General features: G+C 61.2%; 17 protein-coding genes. 14 read left to right on the forward strand and 3 right to left on the reverse strand.

The annotated features are described in order from the left end of the window. The gene (locus CKO42_RS15720) at nucleotides 1-1,044 is read right to left on the reverse strand and encodes a glycosyltransferase family 2 protein (protein WP_200246088.1); all 1,044 of its coding nucleotides are present in this window, start codon (nucleotides 1,042-1,044) and stop codon (nucleotides 1-3) included. Between the two features lie 391 nt (nucleotides 1,045-1,435). Here CKO42_RS15720 and CKO42_RS15725 point away from each other — a divergent pair, with 391 nt between their 5' ends. The 14 genes from CKO42_RS15725 (at nucleotide 1,436) to CKO42_RS15790 (ending at nucleotide 22,580) form a co-directional block, all read left to right on the forward strand. After that, nucleotides 1,436-1,702, forward strand: a complete 267-nt coding sequence (locus tag CKO42_RS15725; protein WP_200246089.1) for a DUF2934 domain-containing protein — start codon at nucleotides 1,436-1,438, stop codon at nucleotides 1,700-1,702. Nucleotides 1,703-2,489: 787 nt separating this feature from the next. Further along, nucleotides 2,490-4,397 carry a PKD domain-containing protein gene (locus CKO42_RS15730; protein WP_200246090.1) on the forward strand — a complete coding sequence of 636 codons (1,908 nt, stop codon included), beginning with the start codon at nucleotides 2,490-2,492 and terminating at the stop codon, nucleotides 4,395-4,397. Nucleotides 4,398-5,131: 734 nt separating this feature from the next. Next, complete coding sequence (locus CKO42_RS15735) at nucleotides 5,132-6,412, forward strand: sugar transferase (RefSeq protein ID WP_200246091.1); 1,281 nt, start codon at nucleotides 5,132-5,134, stop codon at nucleotides 6,410-6,412. Nucleotides 6,413-6,442: 30 nt separating this feature from the next. Continuing rightward, complete coding sequence (locus CKO42_RS15740; protein ID WP_200246093.1) at nucleotides 6,443-7,474, forward strand: Gfo/Idh/MocA family protein; 1,032 nt, start codon at nucleotides 6,443-6,445, stop codon at nucleotides 7,472-7,474. Beyond that, complete coding sequence (locus CKO42_RS27980) at nucleotides 7,471-7,998, forward strand: acyltransferase (protein WP_207148749.1); 528 nt, start codon at nucleotides 7,471-7,473, stop codon at nucleotides 7,996-7,998. Before CKO42_RS15740 ends, CKO42_RS27980 begins: the two co-directional genes overlap by 4 nt. 42 nt (nucleotides 7,999-8,040) lie before the next feature. Continuing rightward, nucleotides 8,041-9,234: a DegT/DnrJ/EryC1/StrS family aminotransferase gene (locus tag CKO42_RS15750; protein WP_200246095.1), complete on the forward strand. Its 1,194-nt coding sequence runs from the start codon at nucleotides 8,041-8,043 to the stop codon at nucleotides 9,232-9,234. Next, entirely contained in the window at nucleotides 9,227-11,416 is a 2,190-nt protein-coding gene (locus CKO42_RS15755; protein WP_200246098.1) for a GumC family protein, read from the forward strand. The genes CKO42_RS15750 and CKO42_RS15755 overlap by 8 nt, the downstream gene beginning before the upstream one ends. 15 nt (nucleotides 11,417-11,431) lie before the next feature. After that, complete coding sequence (locus tag CKO42_RS15760) at nucleotides 11,432-13,063, forward strand: O-antigen ligase family protein (protein WP_200246100.1); 1,632 nt, start codon at nucleotides 11,432-11,434, stop codon at nucleotides 13,061-13,063. 8 nt (nucleotides 13,064-13,071) lie between these two features. Next, complete coding sequence (locus tag CKO42_RS15765; RefSeq protein WP_200246102.1) at nucleotides 13,072-14,574, forward strand: oligosaccharide flippase family protein; 1,503 nt, start codon at nucleotides 13,072-13,074, stop codon at nucleotides 14,572-14,574. A 38-nt stretch (nucleotides 14,575-14,612) separates the two neighbouring features. Beyond that, complete coding sequence (locus CKO42_RS15770; protein WP_200246104.1) at nucleotides 14,613-15,467, forward strand: glycosyltransferase; 855 nt, start codon at nucleotides 14,613-14,615, stop codon at nucleotides 15,465-15,467. Further along, complete coding sequence (locus CKO42_RS15775; protein WP_200246106.1) at nucleotides 15,464-16,726, forward strand: glycosyltransferase family 4 protein; 1,263 nt, start codon at nucleotides 15,464-15,466, stop codon at nucleotides 16,724-16,726. The genes CKO42_RS15770 and CKO42_RS15775 overlap by 4 nt, the downstream gene beginning before the upstream one ends. Further along, nucleotides 16,717-17,901: a glycosyltransferase family 4 protein gene (locus CKO42_RS15780; RefSeq protein WP_200246108.1), complete on the forward strand. Its 1,185-nt coding sequence runs from the start codon at nucleotides 16,717-16,719 to the stop codon at nucleotides 17,899-17,901. Before CKO42_RS15775 ends, CKO42_RS15780 begins: the two co-directional genes overlap by 10 nt. A gap of 43 nt (nucleotides 17,902-17,944) precedes the next feature. Beyond that, the gene (gene asnB / locus CKO42_RS15785) at nucleotides 17,945-19,867 is read left to right on the forward strand and encodes an asparagine synthase (glutamine-hydrolyzing) (RefSeq protein ID WP_200246110.1); all 1,923 of its coding nucleotides are present in this window, start codon (nucleotides 17,945-17,947) and stop codon (nucleotides 19,865-19,867) included. Between the two features lie 241 nt (nucleotides 19,868-20,108). Then, the gene (locus CKO42_RS15790; protein WP_200246112.1) at nucleotides 20,109-22,580 is read left to right on the forward strand and encodes a N,N-dimethylformamidase beta subunit family domain-containing protein; all 2,472 of its coding nucleotides are present in this window, start codon (nucleotides 20,109-20,111) and stop codon (nucleotides 22,578-22,580) included. A gap of 87 nt (nucleotides 22,581-22,667) precedes the next feature. On the opposite strand, the gene CKO42_RS15795 is transcribed toward CKO42_RS15790, so the two are convergent. Both CKO42_RS15795 and CKO42_RS15800 read right to left on the reverse strand, forming a co-directional pair. Then, nucleotides 22,668-23,429, reverse strand: a complete 762-nt coding sequence (locus CKO42_RS15795) for a hypothetical protein (RefSeq protein WP_200246113.1) — start codon at nucleotides 23,427-23,429, stop codon at nucleotides 22,668-22,670. A 208-nt stretch (nucleotides 23,430-23,637) separates the two neighbouring features. Then, nucleotides 23,638-24,435 (reverse strand): NAD-dependent epimerase/dehydratase family protein, encoded by a 798-nt coding sequence (locus CKO42_RS15800; protein ID WP_338034930.1) that lies wholly within the window; start codon nucleotides 24,433-24,435, stop codon nucleotides 23,638-23,640. Nucleotides 24,436-24,677 lie beyond the last annotated feature (242 nt).

The raw sequence follows: 24,677 nt of genomic DNA on the forward strand, positions 1-24,677 counted from the left end.
TCATGCGCGTGCCACGATCCGAACCGCTTCTCGCGGCCTCTTTGACGGAGCAGCCTCAATGGCCTGGCTAACCAGCGGTTGGAGCGGCACATCGGCACGCTCACTGACGATGAAGCGCGGGCGCGAACGGACCTCGTCTAAGATGCGCCCAAGGTACTCGCTGAGCACCGCGAGACAAACGAATAGAATGCCGAACAGAATCGAGACAATCGCCACCGACGAGGTCCAACCAGGCGCCGTGTTACCGTCCATCCAATGACTGATGATGGCATAAGCAAAGCCCATAAACGCGGCAAGCGAGGCCATCAGCCCTAGCAGCGTCACGATGCGCAGCGGCACCACCGAGAACGAGCTGACACCGTTCCAAGCGAGCTGAACCATCTTGCGCAGCGTATACCGGCTTTTCCCCTCAACCCGCGTGCCACAGCTGAACGGCACCTCGGCCCTCGGGTAACCGATCCATTGCACCAGCCCACGCAGGAATAACCCACTTTCTCGGAACTGCAGAAGGTCATCCAACACTTGCCGATCGAGCAGCCGATAATCAGCCATCCCGCTCTTGATCTCGACTCCACTAAGCGCCGAGAACAAGCGGTAATAGAGCCGCGAGCTCAATCGCTTCCCGCTCGGAATCTCATCGCTATCCTTGCGCAGGGTGCAGACCACCTTCTTGCCCTGACGCCAAGCCGCGACCAGCTCTGGGACCAACGCCGGCGGATGTTGCATGTCGGCGTCCATCGAGATCACCGCATCACCCCGCGCATCAGCAAGACCAGCGATGAGCGCGTGCTGATGGCCGAAGTTGCGTGAGAACCGTAAGCCACGAATCCGAGGCTCTTGCTGATGAAGCGCTCGGATCAGGTCCCAAGTGCCGTCGCCGCTTCCGTCGTCGACGATCAAGATTTCCCAAGACAGGTCCAAATCGCCGAGGACGGGACTGAGCTCCGCGATCAATCGTGGCAGATTGTGCTCTTCGTTAAAGGCCGGAATGACGACCGAAAGGGTCGGAGCCGCGGTGGACCCCTTGACGGCAGATGAGCTCATGGTGCGTTAGTCCTAAGCACGAGTTGGGCCAACCGGGAGCGGTGCTGCGTGAGTCGCCAAGCGCTGCAAGCGCGCCTAATCCTCGGTACCTGATCGCAAGGCTAACGTCCGCGCCACTCCGACGGGATCAGGGCGTGCCCCCGAACACCGATAAGGGATTTTTGGTCGCGAGACGCTCGGGTCCGGGCGGATCGAGCCAGCATTGATGCTCCGGTTGCGACCTTCCCCGAGCGACCGATCCGGAAATACCCGATCGCGACCCGCCAAGGTCCTACTTAGTATTGAAAAAGTGCCCTTCGCGAGGGCTCGCATCGAGATCAGGCACAGACACGCAGCCGACGTCGAGGCTCGAGGTGCTGATCGACCACACCTAACCCTCAGGAGCATGACGATGAATGACCAAGCAAGCACGACCCCGCACAAGCGGGGCAACAGTAAGGGCAAGCAAGCCCAGCCATCACCAGAAATCACGGAAGAAAACATGAGCGATCCGGAAGACGACTGCCCGCGCGACGAAGCGATCAGCGAAATCGCCTATTACCTCGCCGAGGCTCGCGGCTTCGAGCCCGGCCACGAGATCGAGGACTGGCTTGAGGCCGAGAAACGCATCGGCGCATCTGCGGCATCGCTCGAGAATAGAGTCGCCGCCACAAGCTGAACTCAAGATCCCATCGTAAGCTCAACATCCCATCACTGGACTCCCGCCTAAGCCCCCGCGGTCCCGCGTCCGCGGCGGGCTCCCCGCCAATACCCGACTCAACCCCTGAGTCCCGCCTACGCTTCCTGAGACGATTTGTGTCAAATCTCAGGCCGCCTTGCTTTTTTGCACACCTCACACGTCATCCCACCGGTAACCAGAGCCCAACGACGCGCGAAGCGCACGCACGGCTTGATCAGCATGTTCAAGTATGTATAATTGACCCCCCACAAAATTAGACCCGAGTCTATCGGGCAATCCCTGAAGAAGAACCAAGAACAACCCTGTTCGGCGGCACGCAAGAGGCCGCGCTACGAGACCACTGTTTCCCGCTACAGGCGCTCATCGCTTCGAGTGTCCAGATTTGCCGGAGACACGCCTCGTTTGGTTCGATACCTGCAGTCGCGATCCAAGCTCGTGCCCGGCCAGACCGAGGCACCTGTCACCGATTGTCACCGCCCGCAGTTCGGACCGAACACCGCTGATGGTCGTTCTCGTCATCGACAACGAGAGCGACCTGAGGCGAACGCTGTTGGGTGTTCTGGGGGCCGTCCAACAAGCTTATTGGTGCAGACCACAGGCCATCGCTCGCGGGGTCAGATTCCTGACCATGCCGCGTAGGGATTGTTGCGCCTTGTTTCTAGAGCCCCCGCCGACGGTCGCCACGTGCATTTGCCGCACTGGCGCTGACAAACGTAACCGCAGTCATAACGGGTATTTCATGAAACATATTGTTCAGGGGGGCCGGATGCGAAGGACAGCAACACCGGCATATCGGCGAGGGCTCGTCGCACTGGCGATGCTCGCGCTGGCGATGCTCCAGCCGGCGCTCGGCGCGGATGCCAGACTCACGTGGGGCACCATCAATGACCCACGCTCGATCACCTACGAGCTCCACTACGGGGAGGCGGGCCAGCCTCCGGATCAGCAAGTCTCGAGCGAGACCTCTAGCGCGGCCGTCTCCGATCTTACGGAGGGCAGATCCTATGCTTTTGCGGTGCGCGCCTGTGTCACGGACTCGCCGCTCTGCAGCACCTTCTCGCCGCAATTGATTGCAACCGTGCCCTCCTTGCCCGCTGCGCCGGAGGCTGCATTCAGCGCGAGCACTCGCAGCGGCGAGGCCCCGCTGAGCCTGGTCTTCACCGACACCTCCAGCGGCATGATCGACAGCCGCCAATGGACGCTGGGCGACGGCGCCACAGCCACCGGCGAACGGGTTGAGCATCGCTATGTGCAGCCCGGCACCTATAGTGTCGCCTTGACGGTCAGCGGACCAGGCGGAAGCGACACGCTGACACGCTCCAATTACATCGTCGTCAGCCCGCCAGAGCCAGAGCCAGGCCCCGAGGCTGGCTCGCTGGAAGCCGGTGAGGTGCAGCTGAACAGCGACTGGCAGTGGATCGCGTTTCAACAAGCCTGGGCCGACCCTGTGGTCGTGGCGCGCCCGCTGAGCGGAGCCGATGAAGAACCAGCCTTGGTGCGCATCGACGGCGTCACGAGCGACGGCTTTTGGGCACGCATCCAAGAATGGGACTACCTTGACGACAGCCATGTCGATGAGACCCTGGGCTGGATGGTGATGAATGCCGGCACCCTGCAAACCGATGATGGTCGCTGGATCGAGGCTGGGCGCATCAGTACGAGCCGGCCTCCCGGCTTCTTGCGGCAGTCTTTCACGGCGCCATTCGGCGAGCCACCGATGGTCCTGAGTGCTGTTACGAGCAACCTCGACCCGGCGCCGGTGATCTCGCGCATCCGTAACGTCGATGCGACAGGATTCCAGATCGGCATGCGCGAAGAAGAGGCCGCGGACCAAACCCATGGCCTTGAAACCCTGAGCTACATCGCCATCGAGCCGGGCACCGGCACCATTGGCGACCTGTGGGCCGAGGTCGGCATCACCCCCAACGCGGTAAGGCACACCAGTTATACCGTTGCCTACCAGAGCGCGTTCACCGAGCCGCCGATCCTGCTCGCGCAGATGCAAACCACCAACGGCGGCGACACCGCCAACCTGCGCTGGACCTTCCGCACCAATACCGCGGTCGATCTTTGGGTTGCCGAAGAGCAATCCCGCGATGTTGAGACCCGGCACATTAACGAGCGCGTTGGCTATCTGTTGCTCGCATCGACCGGCAACGATGTACCCGACCAGCCCGAGCCAGGGATCACCTACGAGGACGCCGAAGACGGCACCACGCTCGGATGGCGCGTTTACACCGGCTCCCGCGGCGAAACCATCAGTAACGAGACCGATGCCGATGTCGACGGCCGCGTCATCGTCTTGAGTGGCGCAGGTTGGAACAGCGGCTACCACTTGCAACGCGACGACAACAGCCCCTGGGCGGATTCGGAACATGCGATCCTGGAATGGGATCTCAAATACGCCGAAGCCTTCCATGTCTACGTTGACATCGAGACCAGCCGCGGCCAGATGTATCTCGAATACACGCCAGTGGACGAATCGTCGACCTGGGTCTGGCGAGAGTACGTCCACCATGGGCTCGGAACGGCACTCACCGACGGACGCTGGCATCACTTCGAGCGTGATCTGGCCGCTGACCTGGCGGACGGCTACCCTGACGCTCAGCTCGAACGTGTAAACGGGTTCTTGATCCGAGGCAGTGGTCGCGTCGACAACATCCGAATGCGTTAACAGGAGACGGCGAGGCCATCCATCGGCGAGATGGCCTCGCCAAGAAGGATAGCCTTGCCAACCAGCTAGCCGATACCCGAGCGCTCCCAAGCCGACCGATGACCGCTCGATGCTGACTGACCCACTCCCGACCGATATCGGCATCGATATCGACGCTATAGGCGGCCACATCGCCTGAGGCGAACCCACAGCGTGCATCAGCACCGGCTTCAGGACCGGTATCAGCACCTTCGCCTAACGATTGTCGTATTTGCCCCATCAGCACTCTCATCGGCAGTCTTCTTCACCCTCGTCTGCAGTCGCCCTAGCCCTTTTCGGCAGTCATCTCCTAAGGTTTCCGGCCTTTAGCGTGGCGCAATCTTTACATTCTCTCGACACCGGCTAAATAGGCAATTCACGGAGCCTCGTCCTCAGGGAATCTCCCCGAACCGCCATCCGGTAATCCCCTAGTCGTCCGCACCTTCACTACCTCTCCAGCAGTCACCCCAGCGCCCGTTGTAAGCCGCCAGGGGAGACACCGCAGCCATTCGAGCTGCTTTCACCCCATGCCCCGCTAAGGAAGCTACCGATTCGCTCAGCGCGTTCGGATTGCCAGTATAGAGCCCGCAATCGGTGGACTGTTTCGCCGAGGCACCGTCATCGATCCTCATTCAGCACACGTCAGCGTGTCCGCGGGTCGAAAACGCATTGGACTGTTGTCGTCAAACATCGCCGGGCCCGCATAGGTACAGTGAATGATCCGCTTCAGCTCTGCAGCCATCTTCCCCAGCTTGGTGAAGACTCATGATGCCAATCTTGGCGTGATCACCGAACATGATATGCGACTGCTGATCGAGTTCTCTCGCGAACGTTGTGATCGCGGGGAACATCCGTTCGCACTCATCGAATTCGATATCCTCGACAATTCAACGCTACAACGCGAGTTTGAGAAAAACCTGATCGAGCCTCTGCGTGAGCAAATCTCCGATTCCGGCGTCGTTGGCCGCATCAATGGGCAGCTCGTCGTGTTGGTGCCGAATATCGATGCGGCAGCAGCAAGAAAGATCGCTCAGTGTGTATTGGCGCAGATCTCAATGCCAATCGATGCCCATTGTTTTATCTCAGTCTACCCGATGCCCGTCACCGCCGATCGCGGCCACGACCCCAGCTATGGTGATGGCATCGAAACAATCAGCGAGCGGAATATCCGGCTCACCCATTCTCAACATGTTAGCGATACCAAGACAAGCGCTCGAGGCCTAAACGATACGGGCCCAATACAGATCCATCCATTATCAGACCTACTGCGTAAACCGATACCTGCCTGGAAAAGGGCCTTAGACCTGATTGGCGCATCCGCACTCTTGTTGGCGCTAGGTCCAGCGATCATCGCCTGTGGACTTTATCTGCAGGCACGTGACCCGGGACCCATCATCTTTCGACAGCGGCGCTTTGGCTATCTCGGCAAGCCGTTCTCATTGCTCAAGCTGCGCACCATGCGCACAGATGCCGACCCAACCCATCATCAGGCCCACCTGCGCCAACTGATCGAGAACGACGCCAGCCTGACGAAGCTGGATAGCTCAGGCGATCAGCGCGTCATTCCAGGTGCTGGCGTGATGCGCAAGCTCGGTATCGATGAGCTGCCACAGCTCATCAACGTGCTGCGGGGCGAGATGAGCCTGGTGGGCCCGCGCCCCTGCCTCGGTTATGAGCTCGAAGGTTTCCGCCGCTGGCACTTTGCCCGCTTCAACGTCCTCCCAGGGCTTACCGGACTATGGCAGGTCAGCGGAAAGAACAGCACGACATTCAGCAAGATGCTTGAGCTGGATGTGCGCTACGCCATTCGCACCAGATTACGCGATGACCTGCTGATCCTACTCCGAACTCCAGCCGCAGTCCTTGCCCATGCAAGGCAGACTTCGCCGAATTCGCAGGGCAACATTGCATACCAGTCATCTCCAGCAACCGACAATCGCTCATTTCAATCTTTAAGCCTATCCTCAAGCGCCGACCCATCGACCAACGTCCTATAATAGCCAGAATCAACCAATAAGAGCCGCCCTATGAACATCCAGCGCGATAGCCAAATCAATGTTGCCGTCATCGGGTGCGGCTATTGGGGACCGAACCTGATCAGAAATTTCAATGCGATTCCCGATTGCCGAGTGAAATGGGCCTGTGATCGGGATGGTTCCAGACTCGCTCGCGTCACAAGTCTTTACCCCGAAGTCTGCTGCACTTCGGACTTCGAGCGCGTCCTAGCCGACCCCGATGTCCATGCCGTCGCCATTGCAACACCGGTATCGACCCATTTCGAGCTCGGTAGCAAGAGCCTCGCCGCAGGCAAGCACACCTTTATCGAGAAACCACTCGCGCGAACCAGCGAGGAATGCCAACAACTCATCGACATGGCTGATTCACGCGGGCTCTCGCTGATGGTCGGACACACCTTCGTCTACAACGCCGCTGTGCGCAAGATGAAGGAGATCATCGATAGCGGAGAGATCGGTCGCGTGCTCTATATCGGCTGCCAACGCCTCAATCTCGGGCTCTTCCAACACGATATCAATGTCGCTTGGGACCTTGCTCCGCATGACATTTCAATCATTCTCCACCTACTCGGCAATAGCCCAGATACCGTGAGCTGTCAAGGTAAGGCGCACGTCCGCGATGGCATCGAGGACGTCACCAACATGTCATTGTCCTTCGACCAAGGCCCATTCGTGACCATTCAGAGCAGCTGGCTCGATCCGAACAAGGTCCGGCGGATGACCGTCGTCGGTGAGAACAAGATGATCGTCTACGAAGACACCGAGCCATTGGAGAAGCTCAAGATCTATGACAAACGAGTCGAGGTGCCACGCACCTATGACACCTACGCCGAGTTTTTCTACTCCTATCATTACGGCGGCGTCTATAGCCCGTTCATCGAGCAAGATGAACCGCTGCGCGTCGAATGCATGCGCTTCCTGTATCGCATTCGCGACGGCGTGAGTATTGAATCCGAGGGTCGACATGGCCTTGAAGTGGTGCGCGTCCTAGAGGCTGCCTCGCGCTCACTGGCCAACGGCACCGCCGCGGTGAGCTTGGCATGAACGCGCCGCATCCACTGCACCTGAGCGCTGAGGCCGTCGACGCAAACGCGTCTGCACTGCGTCGCATCGCGGCCGATGTCGAACTCGGAAACGGCGTTGTGATCCGCGACTTCGTCAACCTCTACGGCTGCCGGATTGGCGATGAGACTCGGATCGGCACCTTCGTCGAGATCCAGCGCGGCGCCGTCATCGGCCGACGCTGCAAGGTCTCTAGCCACAGCTTCATCTGTGAAGGCGTGCAGATCGAGGACGGTTGTTTCATCGGCCACAACGTCACGTTCATCAACGACACCTACCCCAGCGCCGTGACCGAGCAGGGCGAACTGCAGCAGGACACCGATTGGCAATGCATCCCGACGCTGGTCAAGCAAGGCGCCTCCATCGGTTCCGGCGCGACCATCCTTTGCGGCTTGACCATCGGCGAGCGCGCCATCGTCGGCGCTGGCGCCGTGGTCACGCGCGATGTCCCCGCGCACATGATCGTCGCTGGCAATCCAGCGCGCCCCCTTAGACAACGCGATTAACGCCTGATGCCAGGCCGCAACCAACCCCGAGACCCAACGGATATGACCGCTAAGCACGAGCCCATTCCCTATCTTGACCTCAGCGCCCAATACGCCCCGCTCCGCAGCGAGGTGCAAAGCGCCATCGAAGCCGTGTTCGCGCGCAACGCCTTCTCCGGTGGCCCCTTCGTCGAACGCTTCGAGCAGGCCTTCGCGGACTACTGCGGTTGCCGCCACGCAATCGGCGTCAGCAGTGGCACCGACGCTGTTTGGCTCGCCCTGCTCGCAGCAGGAGTCGGGCCCGGCGATGAAGTCATCACGGTTCCGAACAGCTTCTTCGCGACCGCTGAAGCGATCAGCTTCTGCGGCGCTAAACCGGTGTTCATCGACGTCAACCAGTGCACCCTGACGATGGAGCCGAAAGCCCTGAAAGACGCCATCACGCCCCGCACCAAGGCCATCGTGCCGGTGCATCTGTTCGGCCAGACCGCCGACATGAACCCGATCAACCGCATCGCCAAACGCCATGGCATCAGCGTCATCGAGGACGCCGCCCAGGCCCATGGTGCCCAATACCGTGGCCGTCGCGCCGGCGGCCTTGCGCGGGCTGGCTGCTTCAGCTTCTATCCGGGTAAAAACCTCGGTGCCCCCGGCGAGGCCGGCGCCGTCACCACCAACGATGATGAACTGGCCAGCCAGATTCGCATGCTGCGTGACCACGGCCAGGCGAATAAACACGAGCATCGCCTGATCGGCTGGAACGCGCGGATGGACGGCATTCATGCCGCCGTTCTCGAGGTCAAGCTACGGCATCTCGACTCCTGGAACATGGCGCGCCGGGAGCGCGCCTATGCCTACCACGAGCTGCTCTCACGTGTAACTGGCGTGCGCGCGCCAATCCAAGCCGCCTACGCTCGCCACGTCTACCACATCTACGCCGTGCGCACCGAAGGCCGCGATGCCCTGATGCGCTTCCTGACCGACCAGCAGATCAGCTGTGCCATCCATTACCCGCATCCGATCCACCTGCAACCGGCTTACGCACAGCTCGGCTACCGCAAGGGCGACCTCCCGGTTGCCGAGGCGGCAGCAGACCAGTTGCTGTCACTGCCGCTGTACCCGGAGCTCAGCATGGAAGCCCTGTGCCGCGTCGGCGACTGCATCGCCGAGTGGACAGATAGCCGGCTGGTGACATCGTTCCTCGAACGCGATATTGACGCTGGACCCAGCCCCATCCCGGTAACCGCCCATGGCTGACCACCGCTCAGATCAGGGTGCTCTCGACGCCGCCCTGCCAAGCCCGAGCCACCATTCGGGACACCCGCATTGGGCGTTTACACCGGACCTCTATCCGGATATCGCTAGCCCAGCCTATGGCCTACGCGATCTCCTGCGGCCGCTGTTTCGACGCCGCTGGCTGGTGCTGCTGTTCACCACTGGCGTCATGGTCGCCGTGTTGCTCGGCGCACTCATGCAAACGCCAAGCTATGAAGCCACCGCAAAGGTCCTGGTCAAGAAAGGGGTAGCTCGCGAGCCGCTGTCGCCACGCGAGACCCCAATGTGGGTCTCCGATAACCTCTATGAGGAAGACATCAATACCGAGATCGGCATCCTCAACAGCCGCATCTTGATTGAGCAAGCGGTCAAGGCCATCCGACCCGCTGATGTCCAAGCCTCAACGTCTGCATCGGCCTTCTCTTGGGTCCAGACGATAGGCCAGTGGCTTAAGCAGTTCGTCGGAGCACATGCGGCCGATGCCGATGCCGATGCCGATGCCGAAAGCAATGACAACAGCAAAGGCGGACGCGGTTTGGACGGCTACAGCCTGCAAGAGCAGGTGGACGACATGCAGCAGTCTCTCGAGGTCAGTCCTGAGCCAAAGTCCAACATCATCTCGCTGCGTTTCGTTTGGCCCGACCCACGCGAGGCCAAGGCCTTTCTCGACGCCCTCGTCGACGGTTATCAGCGCCATCGTGCCGAGCTCTACGAGCCGGCAGGAACCGAAAGCTTCTTTCGCCGGCAAACGGAAACCGCGGCAGAAAAGCTGGTTACAGCCGAAAGCGCTTTGCAGGGCTACCTGCGCGACGCGGGCATCACGATCATCGACGTGCCAGAGGGGCACGATGTGCTCGAGGCCGAGAAGCGCTCGATACTCGATCGGCAGAAACGTATCGACGAAGACCTCAGCCAGACCCGAGCCCAAGCCAGCCAACTGACCCGTCTACTCGCGAAAACCAGCGAGCAGATCCTCTCTGAATCGGTACGAGTTCGCAGCGAATCGCTCGAGCGCCAGCGCGCCGTATTAAAGGGTCAACTGACGGACGTCGAGCAACAACGCGGAGAGGAAGGACACCGGCTGCAGCGTCTGCGCGCAGAGCAGGCCGAGGTCTCAGACAAGCTCGCGCGCATCCGGGTGCTCGAAGACCAGCTGCGCGGCCTCCTGCTGCGGACTCAGAGCGGTCGCAGCGGCAAGGCGCTGAAGAGCGAAGTCGATCGTCTTTATAGCGAGTTGGCAAAGCTCGGACAGCTCAAACGCTACGACCTCAACGTTGGACAGGACACCAGCCTCTACGACCACTTGCAGACCCAGATCATCGACGCGGAGGTCACACTCAGCGGACTGGATGAGCGTAAGCAGATGATTCAGCGGCGAATCGATGAACTGGCTAGCCAACCTGCTGTCGAGCCGCAGACTGCAGCGCAGCACAGTGATCGGCAACACGTAGCAGGGGCAGCCCCACAAGTCGGCGACAGCGGCCAACTCTGGACCGAGATTGAGCTGACCCGCGCAACCCTGGCCCGCGCTGGCGCCCTCCTCGACATCGAAGACCGCCGCTCGCTCGCGCAGGGCTTCGAAGCCATGGTGACACTGCTGATCGACACCGAGGCCGAGCTCGAGGGCGCACGTGCCCGCATTGCCGAACTCGAGACCCAAGCCGCTCAGATCGAGCAGACCTTGTTGGCACTGAACACCAAAGGAATCCGAGCGAAAGAGCTGCGTCGCGAGCTGGCACGGGCCGAGGCCGCGCACAGGCTCTATCGTGAGAAGACCGATACGGCGGCGATCTCGGCGGCCATGTCGCGCGAAGAGCTGGTCAATACCAGTATCGCCCAGCCGCCAACGGTCGCCACCGATCCGGTCGGCCCCGGAAAACGCACCCTGGTGCTGCTCGGCCTGTTCGTCGCCACCTTCGGCGGTGTTGGAATCGCGCTCCTCCTCGATTACCTGGACCCTGGTATCACGACACCCACACAGCTCGAGCGGCGCTTGGGCATCATCCACCTCGGGTCGGTCTCCGAAGGCGATATCACCGGACCTCTCGACGTTGGGCTCGCCGCGTTGTTCCCTGCCCGCGCGGATGGAAACGACAGCGGCCGTCGCGGACGCCCACCAACATCGGTGCCGGCGCTGGTCTACCCTGCACCGACACCAGGCTGAGGCAAGCGCATCGAGATGACCAACCTCGCCTACTCCGCCGGTCGCACCGGCACGACATCTGCGGCGGCTGCCGCTGTCGCAAGCAGCGCACGCTGGCAAAGTGCGCTGCTCGGCTCGGCGCTGTTGCTCGCCGGGGCCTTGGTCGGCGCGGTCACCATCGACGCAGCACCGCTTGCAATCCTTCTGGCGCCGGCCGCCGCGCTCGGCCTCTGGTTGATCAGCCGCTGGCCTGAGTACGGCATCCTGGGGGTGCTGCTTTACACCTCAACCATCCTGAGCGAGGAACAGCTTCCACCGCTGAACCTCGGCGTCGGTAGCTTGCACATCTCCGACCTGATCATTCTCTGGCTATTTACGGTCCTGGGCTTTCGCATCATCGTCACGCGCAGGCTACGCTTTCGACGCACCGACTTGGATATTCCCGTTGCCCTGTTCATCGGCGTCTGTGTGATCGCCACCCTTAAAGGGATCTCAGGCGGGGAGATACCCGCTGATAGCGGCATCCGTCATTTGCGCGCTACCGGATACCTGGTGATCTACTTCTTGATCACCAATCTGATCCGAGACCGAGCCCAGCTGAGACGGTTCTGGATTGGCGTCACGCTACTGGCGGTGATCACCGCCGTTGCCGCAATCCTGCAAACGGCGCTAGGCCCCGGGGTGCCGATCCTGCCCGGACGTGTCGAGGCGCTGAACACGCAAGGACTGACCCATGACGAGATCGCACGGGTCATCCCACCCGGCGAATCCCTGATCTACCTGGCCCTCATCCTAGGGGTGCTCTCGCTCGCTGCGCGTAAGGGAATGGCATCGACCCTGCGCACATGGATCAGCACGGGTCTGCTTGGCATTGGGTTGATTCTCACCTTTCGGCGGGCGCTCTGGGGTAGCGCGGCTCTGGCTCTGCTCACCGCCCTGCCTCTGTTGCCGAGGGCGCAGCGCGCGCAGCTCCTGCGCGCCGGCGCTGCCGCGGCAGCGATTGTCACGCTGACGGTCATCGGCGCCCTAACGCAGGCGCCGGACTCTGAGCTTAGCCGTTCCCTGCAAGCAACCGGCGAGCGCATCGGCAGCATGTTCGATCCAGACAACTACCGCCGCGGCGACCGCGATACACAGACCTTAGAGCAGCGCGTGATCGAGCTCGAGTACGCCTTGCCCCAGGTGATGCCACCGTCGTTGCTTGGGCATGGACTGGCGGCCCCGTATCGGCCTTGCCTGCCGCTGGACTCTATGGACTGCAGTTCACCGAGCTACATCCACAACGGCTATGTCGCGATCCTGTTCAATCTTGGGGTGGTCGGATTCGCGGCCTTCATCTGGATTCTGGTCGGCACCGCCATGGGCGGCCTCTCGGCGCGGCGCGTCCAGTTGGCATCGCCCGCGCGTCGGCTGCAGCACCGGAGCCAACAAATCGCCCCCTCATTCGACGCGGAAACGCAGCGGCTCGCGGTCGCCTGCAGCTTCGCCTTCATTGGACTGGTGCCAGCCTTGATGCTGGAGCCCTACATGATGCTCTGGCATTGGACGCCGGTGATCGCGCTGATGATCGCCACAGTCCAGCTGTGCAAGCCGACCGCCCTGGCTCAGCCTCAGGTGCCCAAGCCGCAACGGCTCATGCCAATCATGCGGGCTAACACCGAGCACTAAGCGCCACCATGTCTGCAACCCTCCTCCAACGCTTCCTCGCGGGCATGCTCGCGACTGGACTCGGCAGTCTATCGGTCGTGGTCTTGGGCATGCTTGGGCTGATGGTCAGCACCCGCATCCTGCCAGCCGCCGAGCTTGGGGCCTTCTTCCTGCTGCAGACGCTGGTCATCTTCCTGGCAGAAGGAAGCAGCTTCGGCATCCACTTGGCGCTCGCGCGCTTCCTCTCCGGTATCGATGCGCCCGACCAACAACGGCGGATCACCAGCACAGCCTTCCTCTTTCTCGCCCCAACGGTTGCCTTCACAGCATCGTCGCTGTGGTTTTGGGCAGCGCCGCTGTTGAGCCTGTTGGAGGTGACGCTGACAGCCGAGCTCTTAGCCTTGCTGGTGAGCTGGTTCGTGTTCGAGGCCTTCCTCAAGCTGACCCTCTCACACCACCAGGCGCGCTTCGCCTTTCGCGCGATTGGCATCACCAACGCCCTCAGCAGCCTTGTCAATCTGCTGGTCATTCTGACCCTGGTTCTGGGTTGGGGCGAGGGACTCGCGGCATTACTCGCCGCCAAGCTGCTCTCGCGCGTCGCCGCACTCGGCTATGCCGGGCTCGCCTGCAAGCTCCGACTCGGATTCGAGTTCGACTCCAAGCTGCTGCGGCGGATGCTGAGCTATAGCCTGCCGCTCTATGCCAATTACTTCCTTTCGTTCCTCTCGCTGCGCGCCGACACCCTACTGATCGGCTCACTGCTCGGCACCACCGCCGTTGCCTTCTATGAGGTCGCGCGCCGCATCCCCGAAAGCCTGATGCAGTTTCACGAATCGTTCCTCCAAGTCTATTTCACATTCGTCGCCCGTCATGCCCTGAAGGAAGACAAGCGCCGCGTCAGTGAGCTCTTGCACAACTCAACCCGATTCGGTTCCCTACTGCTCGGGCTTGGCTGCGTCATCACCTTTGGTTTCGGCCGGGAGATTGTCGTGCTCATGTTCTCAGACACCTATCTTGAGAGCGCCCTCCCCTTCGCGCTGCTGATGGCTGCCTCTAGCCTGCTGATGATCGAGGCCACCCTTGGCTCAACACTGGCGGCAGTCGGTGACTCTGCTCGGCCCCTTCTGATCAATATCGTCCGCACCGGCCTGCTAATGATCGCCTATGTGGCGCTCATCCCGACCTTCGAGCTGGTCGGGGCGGCGGCCGCAGCGCTGACCGCAACCGCCGCCGTGATTCCGGTCAATGTCTACTTCCTGCGCCGACGCGGGATCGTTGTCGATAAAGGCGCCGTCGGCAAGCCCGTACTGATCACTGCGTTACTCAGTGGACTGCTGATAACGGCAAGCACCGCACCGGTTGTTGTGCGCGTCGGACTCGTCATCAGCTACCTGCCAGCTGCGCTGCTCTGGTCAATTGTGACTCGCGCAGAAATCGCCGCGGCTCTCGGCTGGCTCTCGGCGCAGCTGCACTGCCAGCCAGAGGTCACAAACGTCGTCGCTGACACGACTTCCGATGGATCACAACGATGATACACAGCAAGCACAGCCAACCCCTGGTTTCAATCATCATGCCCACCCACAATGCAAATGTGGGCTTTCTCCGCGAGGCCATCGACAGCTGCATCGCGCAAACGTACCCGTGCTGGGAGCTGATCATCGTCGATGACGGCTCAACCAATGAGAGTCCATTGGTGATCGCCGAGCAACGCTCACGCGATTCGCGCATTCGCAGCCTACGACATGACAGCAAACGTCGCCTTCCCGCGGCACTGAATAGCGGAATCGAGCAGGCACAGGGGGATTTCCTGACCTGGCTATCAGACGACGACCGATTCCGTCCGCTGGCCCTTGAGCGCATGCTGAAGTTCCTGAGTGAGCATCCGCAGATCGACATCGTCTATGCAGACTATTCCCTGCTCCAGAGCGATGGCACCCTTGGTGAGCGGATGCGGGTCGGCCCAGCAGAAGAGTTGGGTATCCACAAGCCAGTGGGGATCTGTTACTTGGCGAAGTATGAGGCATTCGCTCGCACCGGTTTCAGCGAGGACTTCTTTTTGGCCGAGGATCTCGATTTTTGGATTCGTGCTTGTATGACGTACAAAGCGACACCGTTGCACGAAGACCTGGCGCAGTACCGCCAACACTCAGGAACCCTGACACAGTCGCATCCGCGCACCGAGATCCTCTTGGTCCATCGTCGCATCCTCGACCGGCACTTAGATCGCATGCACTGGCTGAGCCCACCCAATAAAGTCCGTGCCTATCTGCGTCTCGGCAAGCAGTTCCTCGCGCAAGGCGCTGCGGCTCCCGCAGCCGCCGCATTCGGACGTGCAGCAGGCCTCGGGCCTCGTGCCTGCACCGCCGCGCTCAGTAACCTCATCACACGCAAGATCGGCCAGTGCACACAGCTGCAACGCTTATGAGCCCTGAGCAACACCGCACTCGTCAGTTAGTCTGGGTCTACACGGGCGACCTCAGCACCGATCTCGACGCCGCCACCTGGCTTCAGACCGCTGCTCATCTGCGGCGCCAAGGCTGGGAGCTGACGCTGATCACCACCACCGCCGATGCGAGCGCAACCGGTGTCACGCAGATCCAAGGCGTCGAGGTGCTCTCGCTCCATGCGCCCTCGATCTGGCTGTTCGGCAAGCTCATCTTCCATGCACGCGCGGCCGCACTGATCCTGGCCCAGCGCCGCACCCTATCGGCAGTCATCTTCCACGAGATGTCGGCGCTTTGGCTGTTGCCGCTGCGTCTCCTTGGGCGTCGAGGTCCGCGCCTAGTCATGGACACGCGAACCCTGTTCATGGCCGCGGACGAGACCACCACGCGCAAAGACCGGCTGCGCGCGCGCTACTTTGCAGCCATGCAGTGGCTGGGTAATCGGCTCGCCCACGGACGACTCTGCATTACGCCGGCAATGGCCGAGGCCTGCCGTATCCCGCAGACCAAGCTGTGGGGTATCTGGCCCTCAGGCGTCGATCGCGAGACCTTCGCCGTTGCGCTCGACAGCCGCCACTGGCCCCAGCACAGCAGCCCGATCGAGATCGTCTACATCGGCTCTTTGCACAAGGAGCGGAATCTCTCGAGCCTCTGCTTTGCGGTGCGCAACGCCAACCTCGAAACACCGCGCTTTCGGCTGACGCTGATCGGCGACGGCTCCGAGCGCCCGCAGCTCGAGCGCCAGGTCCTACGCTCGGGCGGCGCAATCCAGCTGATACCGCCGGTCGCACACTCGGCCGTGCCCGGACTGCTCGCGCAAGCCCATGTCGGTGCGCTGCCGTTCCCGGACGAGCAGAAGTTTCGCGTCAGCAGCCCGATCAAGCTGTTCGAGTACATGGCATCCGGGCTGCCAATCCTGGCCACTCGAATCCGCTGCCACACCGACGTCCTCGGCGACCGGCCCTACGTGTATTGGGCCGAAGGCGCAGACATCGAAGCCCTGCTCGACGCCTTGGAGCAGCTCTGGCGCACCCGCTTTTGGCTCAGCCGCTTGGGCCAACAGGCGGCTAGAGACGCCACCACCTGGACCTGGAATGCCTCAGCGAAACGCTTGAGCGACGCGCTCGACGCGCATCTGCCGCCAGTGCCAACGCCACTCCCCCGAGCCGCATCGACCGGCCGCGATCAGTCTCAACTCGCTGCACTGAAACTCTCGCGAGGCACCGACGAATGGATATGAAAAGCGAGATCGCCCCGCTGCAAATCGCCGCCATCGTCTCGATGAAGGCCGGCATGGAGGCCTTTGTCCATCGCGAGCTCGGCATCATCAGCGACCTCGGTCACCAGATCCTGTTACTGCCGACCAAGGTCCGCCCCGGACTCTATGCGCCGCGCCCAGAATGGACCCTGTACCGCTGGCACTGGCCGGAACTGATCTGGGCACAGTTGACCGGCCTAGCGTCGATGCCACGCCACTACCTGGGGTTGCTGCGCGAGGCCCTCGCAACCGGCTCCGTCGCCGATTTTCTGCTCGCCTGGCAACTGCGCCACGCCGCCGAAGCGGCCGATGTCCTCTACGCCACCTTTGGCGACCACAAATTCTTCGTCGGCTGGTATCTCAAGCGCATCAGCGGCCGCCCGCTCGTCGTCACCATCCACGCCTATGAGCTCTACAAGAACCCGAATCCCGAGCTGTTCCTGATCGCCCTCGAAGACGCTGATCAGGTGATCACGGTCACCGAGCACAATCGCGAACTGCTCCACGATCGCTTTCGCGTCAGCGAGAACAAGTTGCGCGTGGTCCGCATCAATGTCGACACCGAGGAGTTTCGCCCGTCTCACCCGCTGCGCATCCTCACGGTCGGCTCATTCGTCGAACGCAAGGGCCACGAAACCCTCTTCCGAGCGATCAAACAGTTAGATCGCGATGACCTTCAGGTTTGGGTCGTTGGCGACCGCGCCGGCGAAGACCGCAATACCGTCGACGTTCCGGCCCTCGCTAAGGAGATCGGCGTGGAACGCCAGGTTGCCTTCTTCGGTAGCCAAAAAGACCTTGCGCTTAAGGCCCTCTATCAGGCCTGCGAGATCTTCTGCTTACCCAGTCGCATCGACAGCGACGGGGTCTGCGAAGGTTTCCCAACGGTCATCGCCGAAGCCATGGCCTTCGGCAAGCCGGTGATCTCCACCCACCATGTCGAGATCCCGCGCGTCTTGCCGAACGTCATCGTCCCAGAGAACGACCCACAAGCCCTCGCCGAGGCCATCACCCATCTCGCTGCGTCGCACACCCTGCGCATCCAGCTCGGTCAGCAAAACCGCATCATCGCAGAATCCCTGTTTTCGGCACAGAACGCGCACTGCACCGCCAAGGTCCTTACCGAGGCCGCATTGCGCCGCTGTCCCGCCTATTCATGACCCCTGGCGCAGCGCCTGTCGCGCTGCTGGAGAGCCTAACCCCATGTGCGGAATCTGTGGAAGCTATCACTACGCCGAGGACACCCCCGCCAGCCCCCAAGTGCTCGCCGCCATGCTCGACGTGATCGAGCACCGCGGCCCAGACGATGAGGGCTACTTCGTGCATCAGGGCGTAGCGCTCGGCATGCGCCGGCTCAGCATCATCGACCTGGAGACCGGGCGCCAGCCCCTCTTCAACGAGGATCGCTCCCTGACACTGGTCTTCAACGGCGAGATCTACAACTACCAAGCCCTGCGCCAACGCCTGCAGCGCGCCGGGCACCGCTTTCGCAGCGCCGGTGATGGCGAGGTGATCGTGCATCTGTACGAGGAGCACGGCGAAGCCTGCGTTGACTACCTGCGCGGCATGTTCGCCTTCGCGATCTGGGATGCGCGTCGCCAACGCCTATTCCTGGCCCGCGACCGGATGGGCATCAAACCGCTCTACTATGCCGATACCGGCAAACGTCTGCTGTTCGGCTCCGAGATCAAGTCGATCCTGCAAGACCCCGAGATCGAGCGCCGCCCCGACCCGCAGGCGATGAGCGAATACCTGTCGCTGCGCTATGTGCCGGCGCCCGCCACCCTGTTCGAACAGGTGCAAGCACTACCGCCAGGCTTCACCGCAACCGTCGACGCCAAAGGCATGCGCTTGCGCCGCTACTGGGATATCTCCTACCAGCCCAACCCGCTGCTCGACACTGAAGAGGCCGCGCTCGAGGCCCTTGAGCCGATGTTCCGCGAGTCGGTCCGCCTGCGGTTGATGAGCGACGTGCCCTTCGGCGCCTTCCTCAGCGGCGGCGTCGACTCGAGCGCCGTGGTCGCGGTGATGAGCGAATTCCTCAATGAGCCGGTCAAGACCTACGCGGTCGGCTACGAAGACGACGGCACCGAGCGCTTCAGCGAGCTTCCGTTCGCGCGCGAGGTCTCGCGCCAATACGGCACCGACCATCATGAGGTCATGCTGCGCTCGGAGGACTTCGTCAACCTCAGCGAGCAGGTGATCTGGCATCTCGATCAACCCATCGCTGATGCTGCGCTGGTCGCCTATCATCGAGTCTGCGCGGCCGCCGCAGAGGACGTGAAGATGGTCCTGACGGGCGAGGGCGGCGACGAACTCTTCGCCGGCTACGGCCGCTACGCGGGCGAGCGGCTGGCGCCACTGTTTGGCGCCTTGCCCCCATCGATCGCCCAGCTCACCGCGACGGCCAGCCGCGCATTACCCGGCCTCAGACGGCCCAAGCTGATGCTGCAGGCGCTGACCTACCGCGACGAGGGGCAACGGCTGCGCAACTGGTTCCCATTGTTCGACGACCGCCGCAAGCCCAGCCTGCTCAGTCATGACTTCAGGGCGCTGCTTGCCGACCAGCTCAGCGGCCCAGCCTTCCACGAGCACCTCGCGCGCACCGACGCCGACGGCTCGCTGCATCGCATGCTCTACGTTGACAACAAGGTCTACCTCCCCGATTGCCTGCTCGCCCGTGGCGACAAACTGAGCATGGCGAGCTCACTCGAGGCGCGTGTGCCCTTCCTCGACCACTCGCTCGTCGAGCTAGCGGCCTCGCTGCCAGCAGAGTTCAAGCTCAAGGGACTCACGCGCAAGCATCTGCTGAAGCGCCTCTGCGCCAAATGGCTGCCGGATCGCATCCTGCACCGCAAGAAAGAGGGCTTCCCGGTCCCGGTCGGCGTCTGGCTGCGCGGCTCGGCCCGAGCCTTTGCGCGTGACCTCCTCTCGCCAGACCTGATTGCTCGGCGCGGACTCTTCGATACCCGCTTCGTCTCACGCCTACTCGACGAGCACGACCGCGGCGCCGAAGACCACACCTCGATGATCGTCGGCCTGATCAATCTCGAGCTCTGGCATCGTCTCTATATCGATCGCGCCCCGAGCGTCATGCAACAACCGGTGCAGCAACGCGCAGCTTGAGGCCCCCGGCCCGCGTCTCTCGCGGGATTTTCACAACTCGCGCACCTCCACTCGCACACCTCCACTCGCGCACCTCCATCCACCTCACGAAGACCGCAAAGGTAAGACTCAATAACGGCGAGAAACGACGCCAGGAGAGAAGCAAATGCGAGCGCACTGCAACCCTTGGAGCGACAGCTGCCTGATGATTTGGGGAGTGATTTCGAGGCGGTCTGTTGCCTGTCTGCTCCTGGCCATCGCGATGATGCATGGCGTCGACCCCACCTTAGCTGCGGCCGCAGACTGCAATCCGGTTGCTAATCCGGTTGCTATAGAGAATACCAAAGCCGGCACACGAGACTGGCAGCTCTCCAACCCAGCCAATGATATTGACAAACAGATCAAAGGCTTCGCCTCTCTAACAAGCGTCGCGCCAAACGAGACCCTGGACTTTCATGTCTCGGTGACGCCAGCACAGGACTACCGCATCGAAATCTACCGTCTGGGTTGGTACGGCGGCTCTGGGGGTCGCTTGCTGTTTAAGCGTGACTCCTTGTCCGGAGACACCCAGCCGGATGCAATCCAAGACCCAACGACGGGCCTGGTGTCGATGCCTTGGGAGGTGAGCTACTCACTCACCATCCCGCCCAATTGGGTCAGCGGCGTCTATGCGGCCAAGCTGATCAACGCGCAGGGCTTCGACAACTATGTCATCTTCGTCGTCCGTGATGACAGGCGCGCCGCCAGCCTGCTCTTCCAGCGCTCCGTAACCACCGATCAGGCCTACAACAATTACCCAGATGACGGCGCCATCGGCAAAAGCTTGTACAACTACAACAGCCATGGGGGAGAGACGATCGGTGGAAGTCCACGGGCGGTCAAGGTGTCGTTCGATCGTCCCTACACCGGCAGGGGTGCGGGAAGCTTCTTCGACTGGGAGTATTCCTTGCTGCGTTGGATCGAGCGCCAAGGCTACGATGTCAGCTACAACACCAACCTCGACACACACCGCAACGGCAGCATGCTGCTCAGCCACAACGCCTTTCTCTCCACCGGCCATGACGAGTATTGGACCAAAGAGATGCGCGACGCGGTCGAGGCCGCGCGCGACAGCGGCGTCCATCTTGCCTTTTTTGGTGCTAACGCGGCCTACTGGCAGTCTCGACTAGAACCGTCCGACGATGGCACGCCAGATCGCGTGCTGACCGTCTACAAAAACTGGCAGATCGACCCTATCGCAGATCCAGCCCGCAAGACTGTCCTCTGGCGCCAGATCGCGGGGCGCGCGGAGCAGCAGCTACTCGGCGTGCAATATCTAACCTACGGCGACTGGGACGAAAATACCGATTATGTCGTCCAGAACAGCAAGCACTGGCTCTATGCCGGCACCGGCTTCGTCGACGGCGACCGCGTCCCCGGTATCGTCGGTTACGAGGTCGACAGTTTCCAGTCCGCCTTTCCAGCACCGGTTGGGACCGACCATACCTTCCTCTCCGCCTCTGAGTACCTAGACGCCTACGGCGACCGGGTTACGTCCCAGGCATCGATCTATCAAGCACCAAGCGGCGCTTGGGTGTTTGCCAGCGGCACCATGTGTTGGAGCTGGGCACTCGACAATACTGGTCTTATCGATGCCCGTCTGCAGCAGACCACAGCTAACCTGCTCGATGCCTTCAACGGTGGACGCTGCGAGCCAACCACCCCAGCCCCAGACGATCGCGAAGGGCAAGTCTATGAGGATGCCGAGGATGGGGAGACGACAGGCTGGCGCGTCTATGCCGGAACTGGCGCAATCGAGAATCTGGCCGATGCCGCGCGCGGCAGTCGTGTGATCGCGCTGCAGGGCAATGGCATGCAGACCGGCTATCAGCTGCGCAGTGAGGATGGTTCGCCTTGGCAGGATGCCGAGCACACGCAGCTCGTGCTCGACCTGCGCTATAGCGAGCCCTTCCGGCTGTATGTGAACGTGGAGACCAACGACGGCCAACGCTATCTCGAATACAGCCCCGTCGGCATTGGCAACGACTGGACCTGGGATATCTACATTCATCACGGCCTGAGCGCGAGCTTGACCAATGGCCAGTGGCAGCGCATCGAGCGCGATCTGGTCGCCGATCTCAAGGCCGCCGAGCCGCAATTGGAGTTGCTGCAGGTCAATGGTGTCCTGATCCGCGGTAGCGGACGCTTGGACGATATCACTCTGGCCGGTGAGGCTTCTTCGACCCCACCCTCCCCAGACGATCGCGAAGGGCAAGTCTACGAGGATGCCGAGGATGGGGAGACGGCAGGCTGGCGCGTCTATGCCGGTACTGGCGCAATCAAGAATCTGGCCGATGCCGTGCGCGGCAGTCGTGTGATCGCGCTGCAGGGCAATGGCATGCAGACCGGCTATCAGCTGCGCAGTGAGGATGGTTCGCCTTGGCAGGATGCCGAGCACACGCAGCTCGTGCTCGACCTGCGCTATAGCGAGCCCTTCCGGCTGTATGTGAACGTGGAGACCAACGACGGCCAACGCTATCTCGAATACAGCCCCGTCGGCATTGGCAACGACTGGACCTGGGATATCTACATTCATCACGGCCTGAGCGCGAGCTTGACCAATGGCCAGTGGCAGCGCATCGAGCGCGATCTGGTCGCCGATCTCAAGGCCGCCGAGCCGCCATTGGAGTTGCGGCAGGTCAATGGTGTCCTGATCCGCGGTAGCGGGCGCTTGGACGATATCGAACTGCGCTGAGGTCTTGAATACGCCCTATATCTTCCCGAGGTCGGCGAGACGCCGCTTTAGCTAGGCGTGCTCGCCGGTAAGCTGTTCAGGGGCGTTTTACGATTGAATCCTGACCGGAACTGCAGGCATTAATGATGAATCCAGCGCGAGATCCAATCCGGAGTTCGGCAGACCAAGTTGGGCGATGTCCGCCAACTCGCGCTTCGGCTCAAACCCGAGTTGGAAGACGTACCAGGCAATCACGCTCATGATCAGCATCTCGCCGCCATCTTCGATCAACAGCCAAAACGGCTCGCCCCAGCGAATCGCAATATGCAGCATGTCCACTACAACACCAAAGAATGCCAGTAAAAGGACCAGGGCGAACAGATGCTTAGATGCCTGCCGTGCAATGTGATCAGCGTGCAGGTAGGCGATACCGATGGTGCCAAACAAGAGGGTACCAAATAGCAAGGATACGACAAGCTCGCCGAGGTCTTGTGGGCGCAACTGCAGAATCGGCAAAAACTGCAGTGCATCGGCAACATAGCCTCCCAGGCGCTCATGGATTTGCAGCGAGTCATCAAATAACAGGTACGCAAACAACAGCGACCAGGCAAAGTAGATAAAACGACCGCGACCAATTGCCAAGGTCAACAGCAACAGAACGATCCAATACTCCTTGATGTACTGGTAGACCTCGGCATAGCCGAGATCCTCCTCGATCGAGAACAACGGGCTTGTCACCAGCCCCAGATTGAAGCCAATATGGATCAGGATGAAGACCAAATCAGCCAGCAAGAACAACAGTAAGAATCGATTCGATTTTTTCTCGAGATGAAGAACCATGGTGCAGCCCCTTTTTTTACCTTGCCCCACTCGCCAAGACACAACGATCGAACCGCAATGATGACAAAATCGTTACAGTGGCGATACGCGGCAGAGCATGATGCTACGATCGGGGGATCTACCCTTTAGTCACTCACCTCCAAACTCTTGAACAAAACAACAAAGACTTCATTATCGAGACGACGCCTGTCCAGGACGACCCAGGAAAGTGACCTTAGATGCGGGATTAAGCGCTGACTTACGCGACTGCGCTGGCACGCCGACGAAGGCTGGAGTCGAGGTAGCCCTCGCTCAATAGATAGCGCAGATGGGCAATCCTCTGGTATCTGACCCCTTCGAACTCGTCAGGCGCGAGGCTGTTGTGCCAATAACTGGCATAGAGCTCCTCGACACCACGCCGGGCATTCCACTGCGGTTGGAAATCAGGCAGCATACTTTCGATCTTGGAGCAATCTACGCGATAGCAGCGCTTATCGGGTCCAGCGTCCGCCGCATACTCGATGTGGCATTCTGGAACGAGCTCGCGGACGATCTCGGCTAACTCGCTGACGCGATAATTGTCTGCATTGCGCCCGACGTTGAATGCTTGGTCGTGGATCTTTTCACGCGGCGCCTTAAGGACGGCGATGAAGGCGCGAGAGATGTCCTCGATGTGAACAATGGGCCGCCATGGCGTACCATCGCTCTTGATGTAAACCCGCCCGGTGGTGTGTGCCCAGGCAGTGAGGTTATTCAGGACCAGATCGAAGCGTATCCGCGGCGAGGCACCATAGGCTGTGGCGCTGCGCAGATAGGTCGGACTGAAATTGTCATCCGCGAGCGTGGCCAAATCCAGCTCCGACATCACCTTAGACCAGCCATAAGGGGTCACGGGATTAAACCGAGATTCCTCGTCCAACCAATCCTCATATATGGTCCGCCCCGCGATGCAAGAGCCACTTGACTGTTCAGCAGAAGGAAACGTTGCGGCCATATATCCGGCGTCGTGATGAGGTGGCGTGATCGCTCCTCGCGCCCTGATGGAATCCGCGCGCATTCCTGTCCTTATCACTGTTTCAGTCTCGGCGATGCCGGCTGGTGAGGATTACAGGGTTTCAGGAATGCAGGACAAGCCTTTCATGCCATCACAGTGACAGTCACTCTTAGCAACTCGTGGTTAGAAACTCGTGGTGTGGGTGATCGTGCTCGCTCGGATGTGACTCAATCCCTCATCGGTGCTCGCGGCGGTTAAACCGCCTGACTCAAGGCGTGCTTTGGATCGTAGGCCTCGCCTTTGGT

The organism is Lamprobacter modestohalophilus (assembly GCF_016583905.1).
Classification (GTDB): Bacteria; Pseudomonadota; Gammaproteobacteria; order Chromatiales; family Chromatiaceae; genus Lamprobacter; species Lamprobacter modestohalophilus.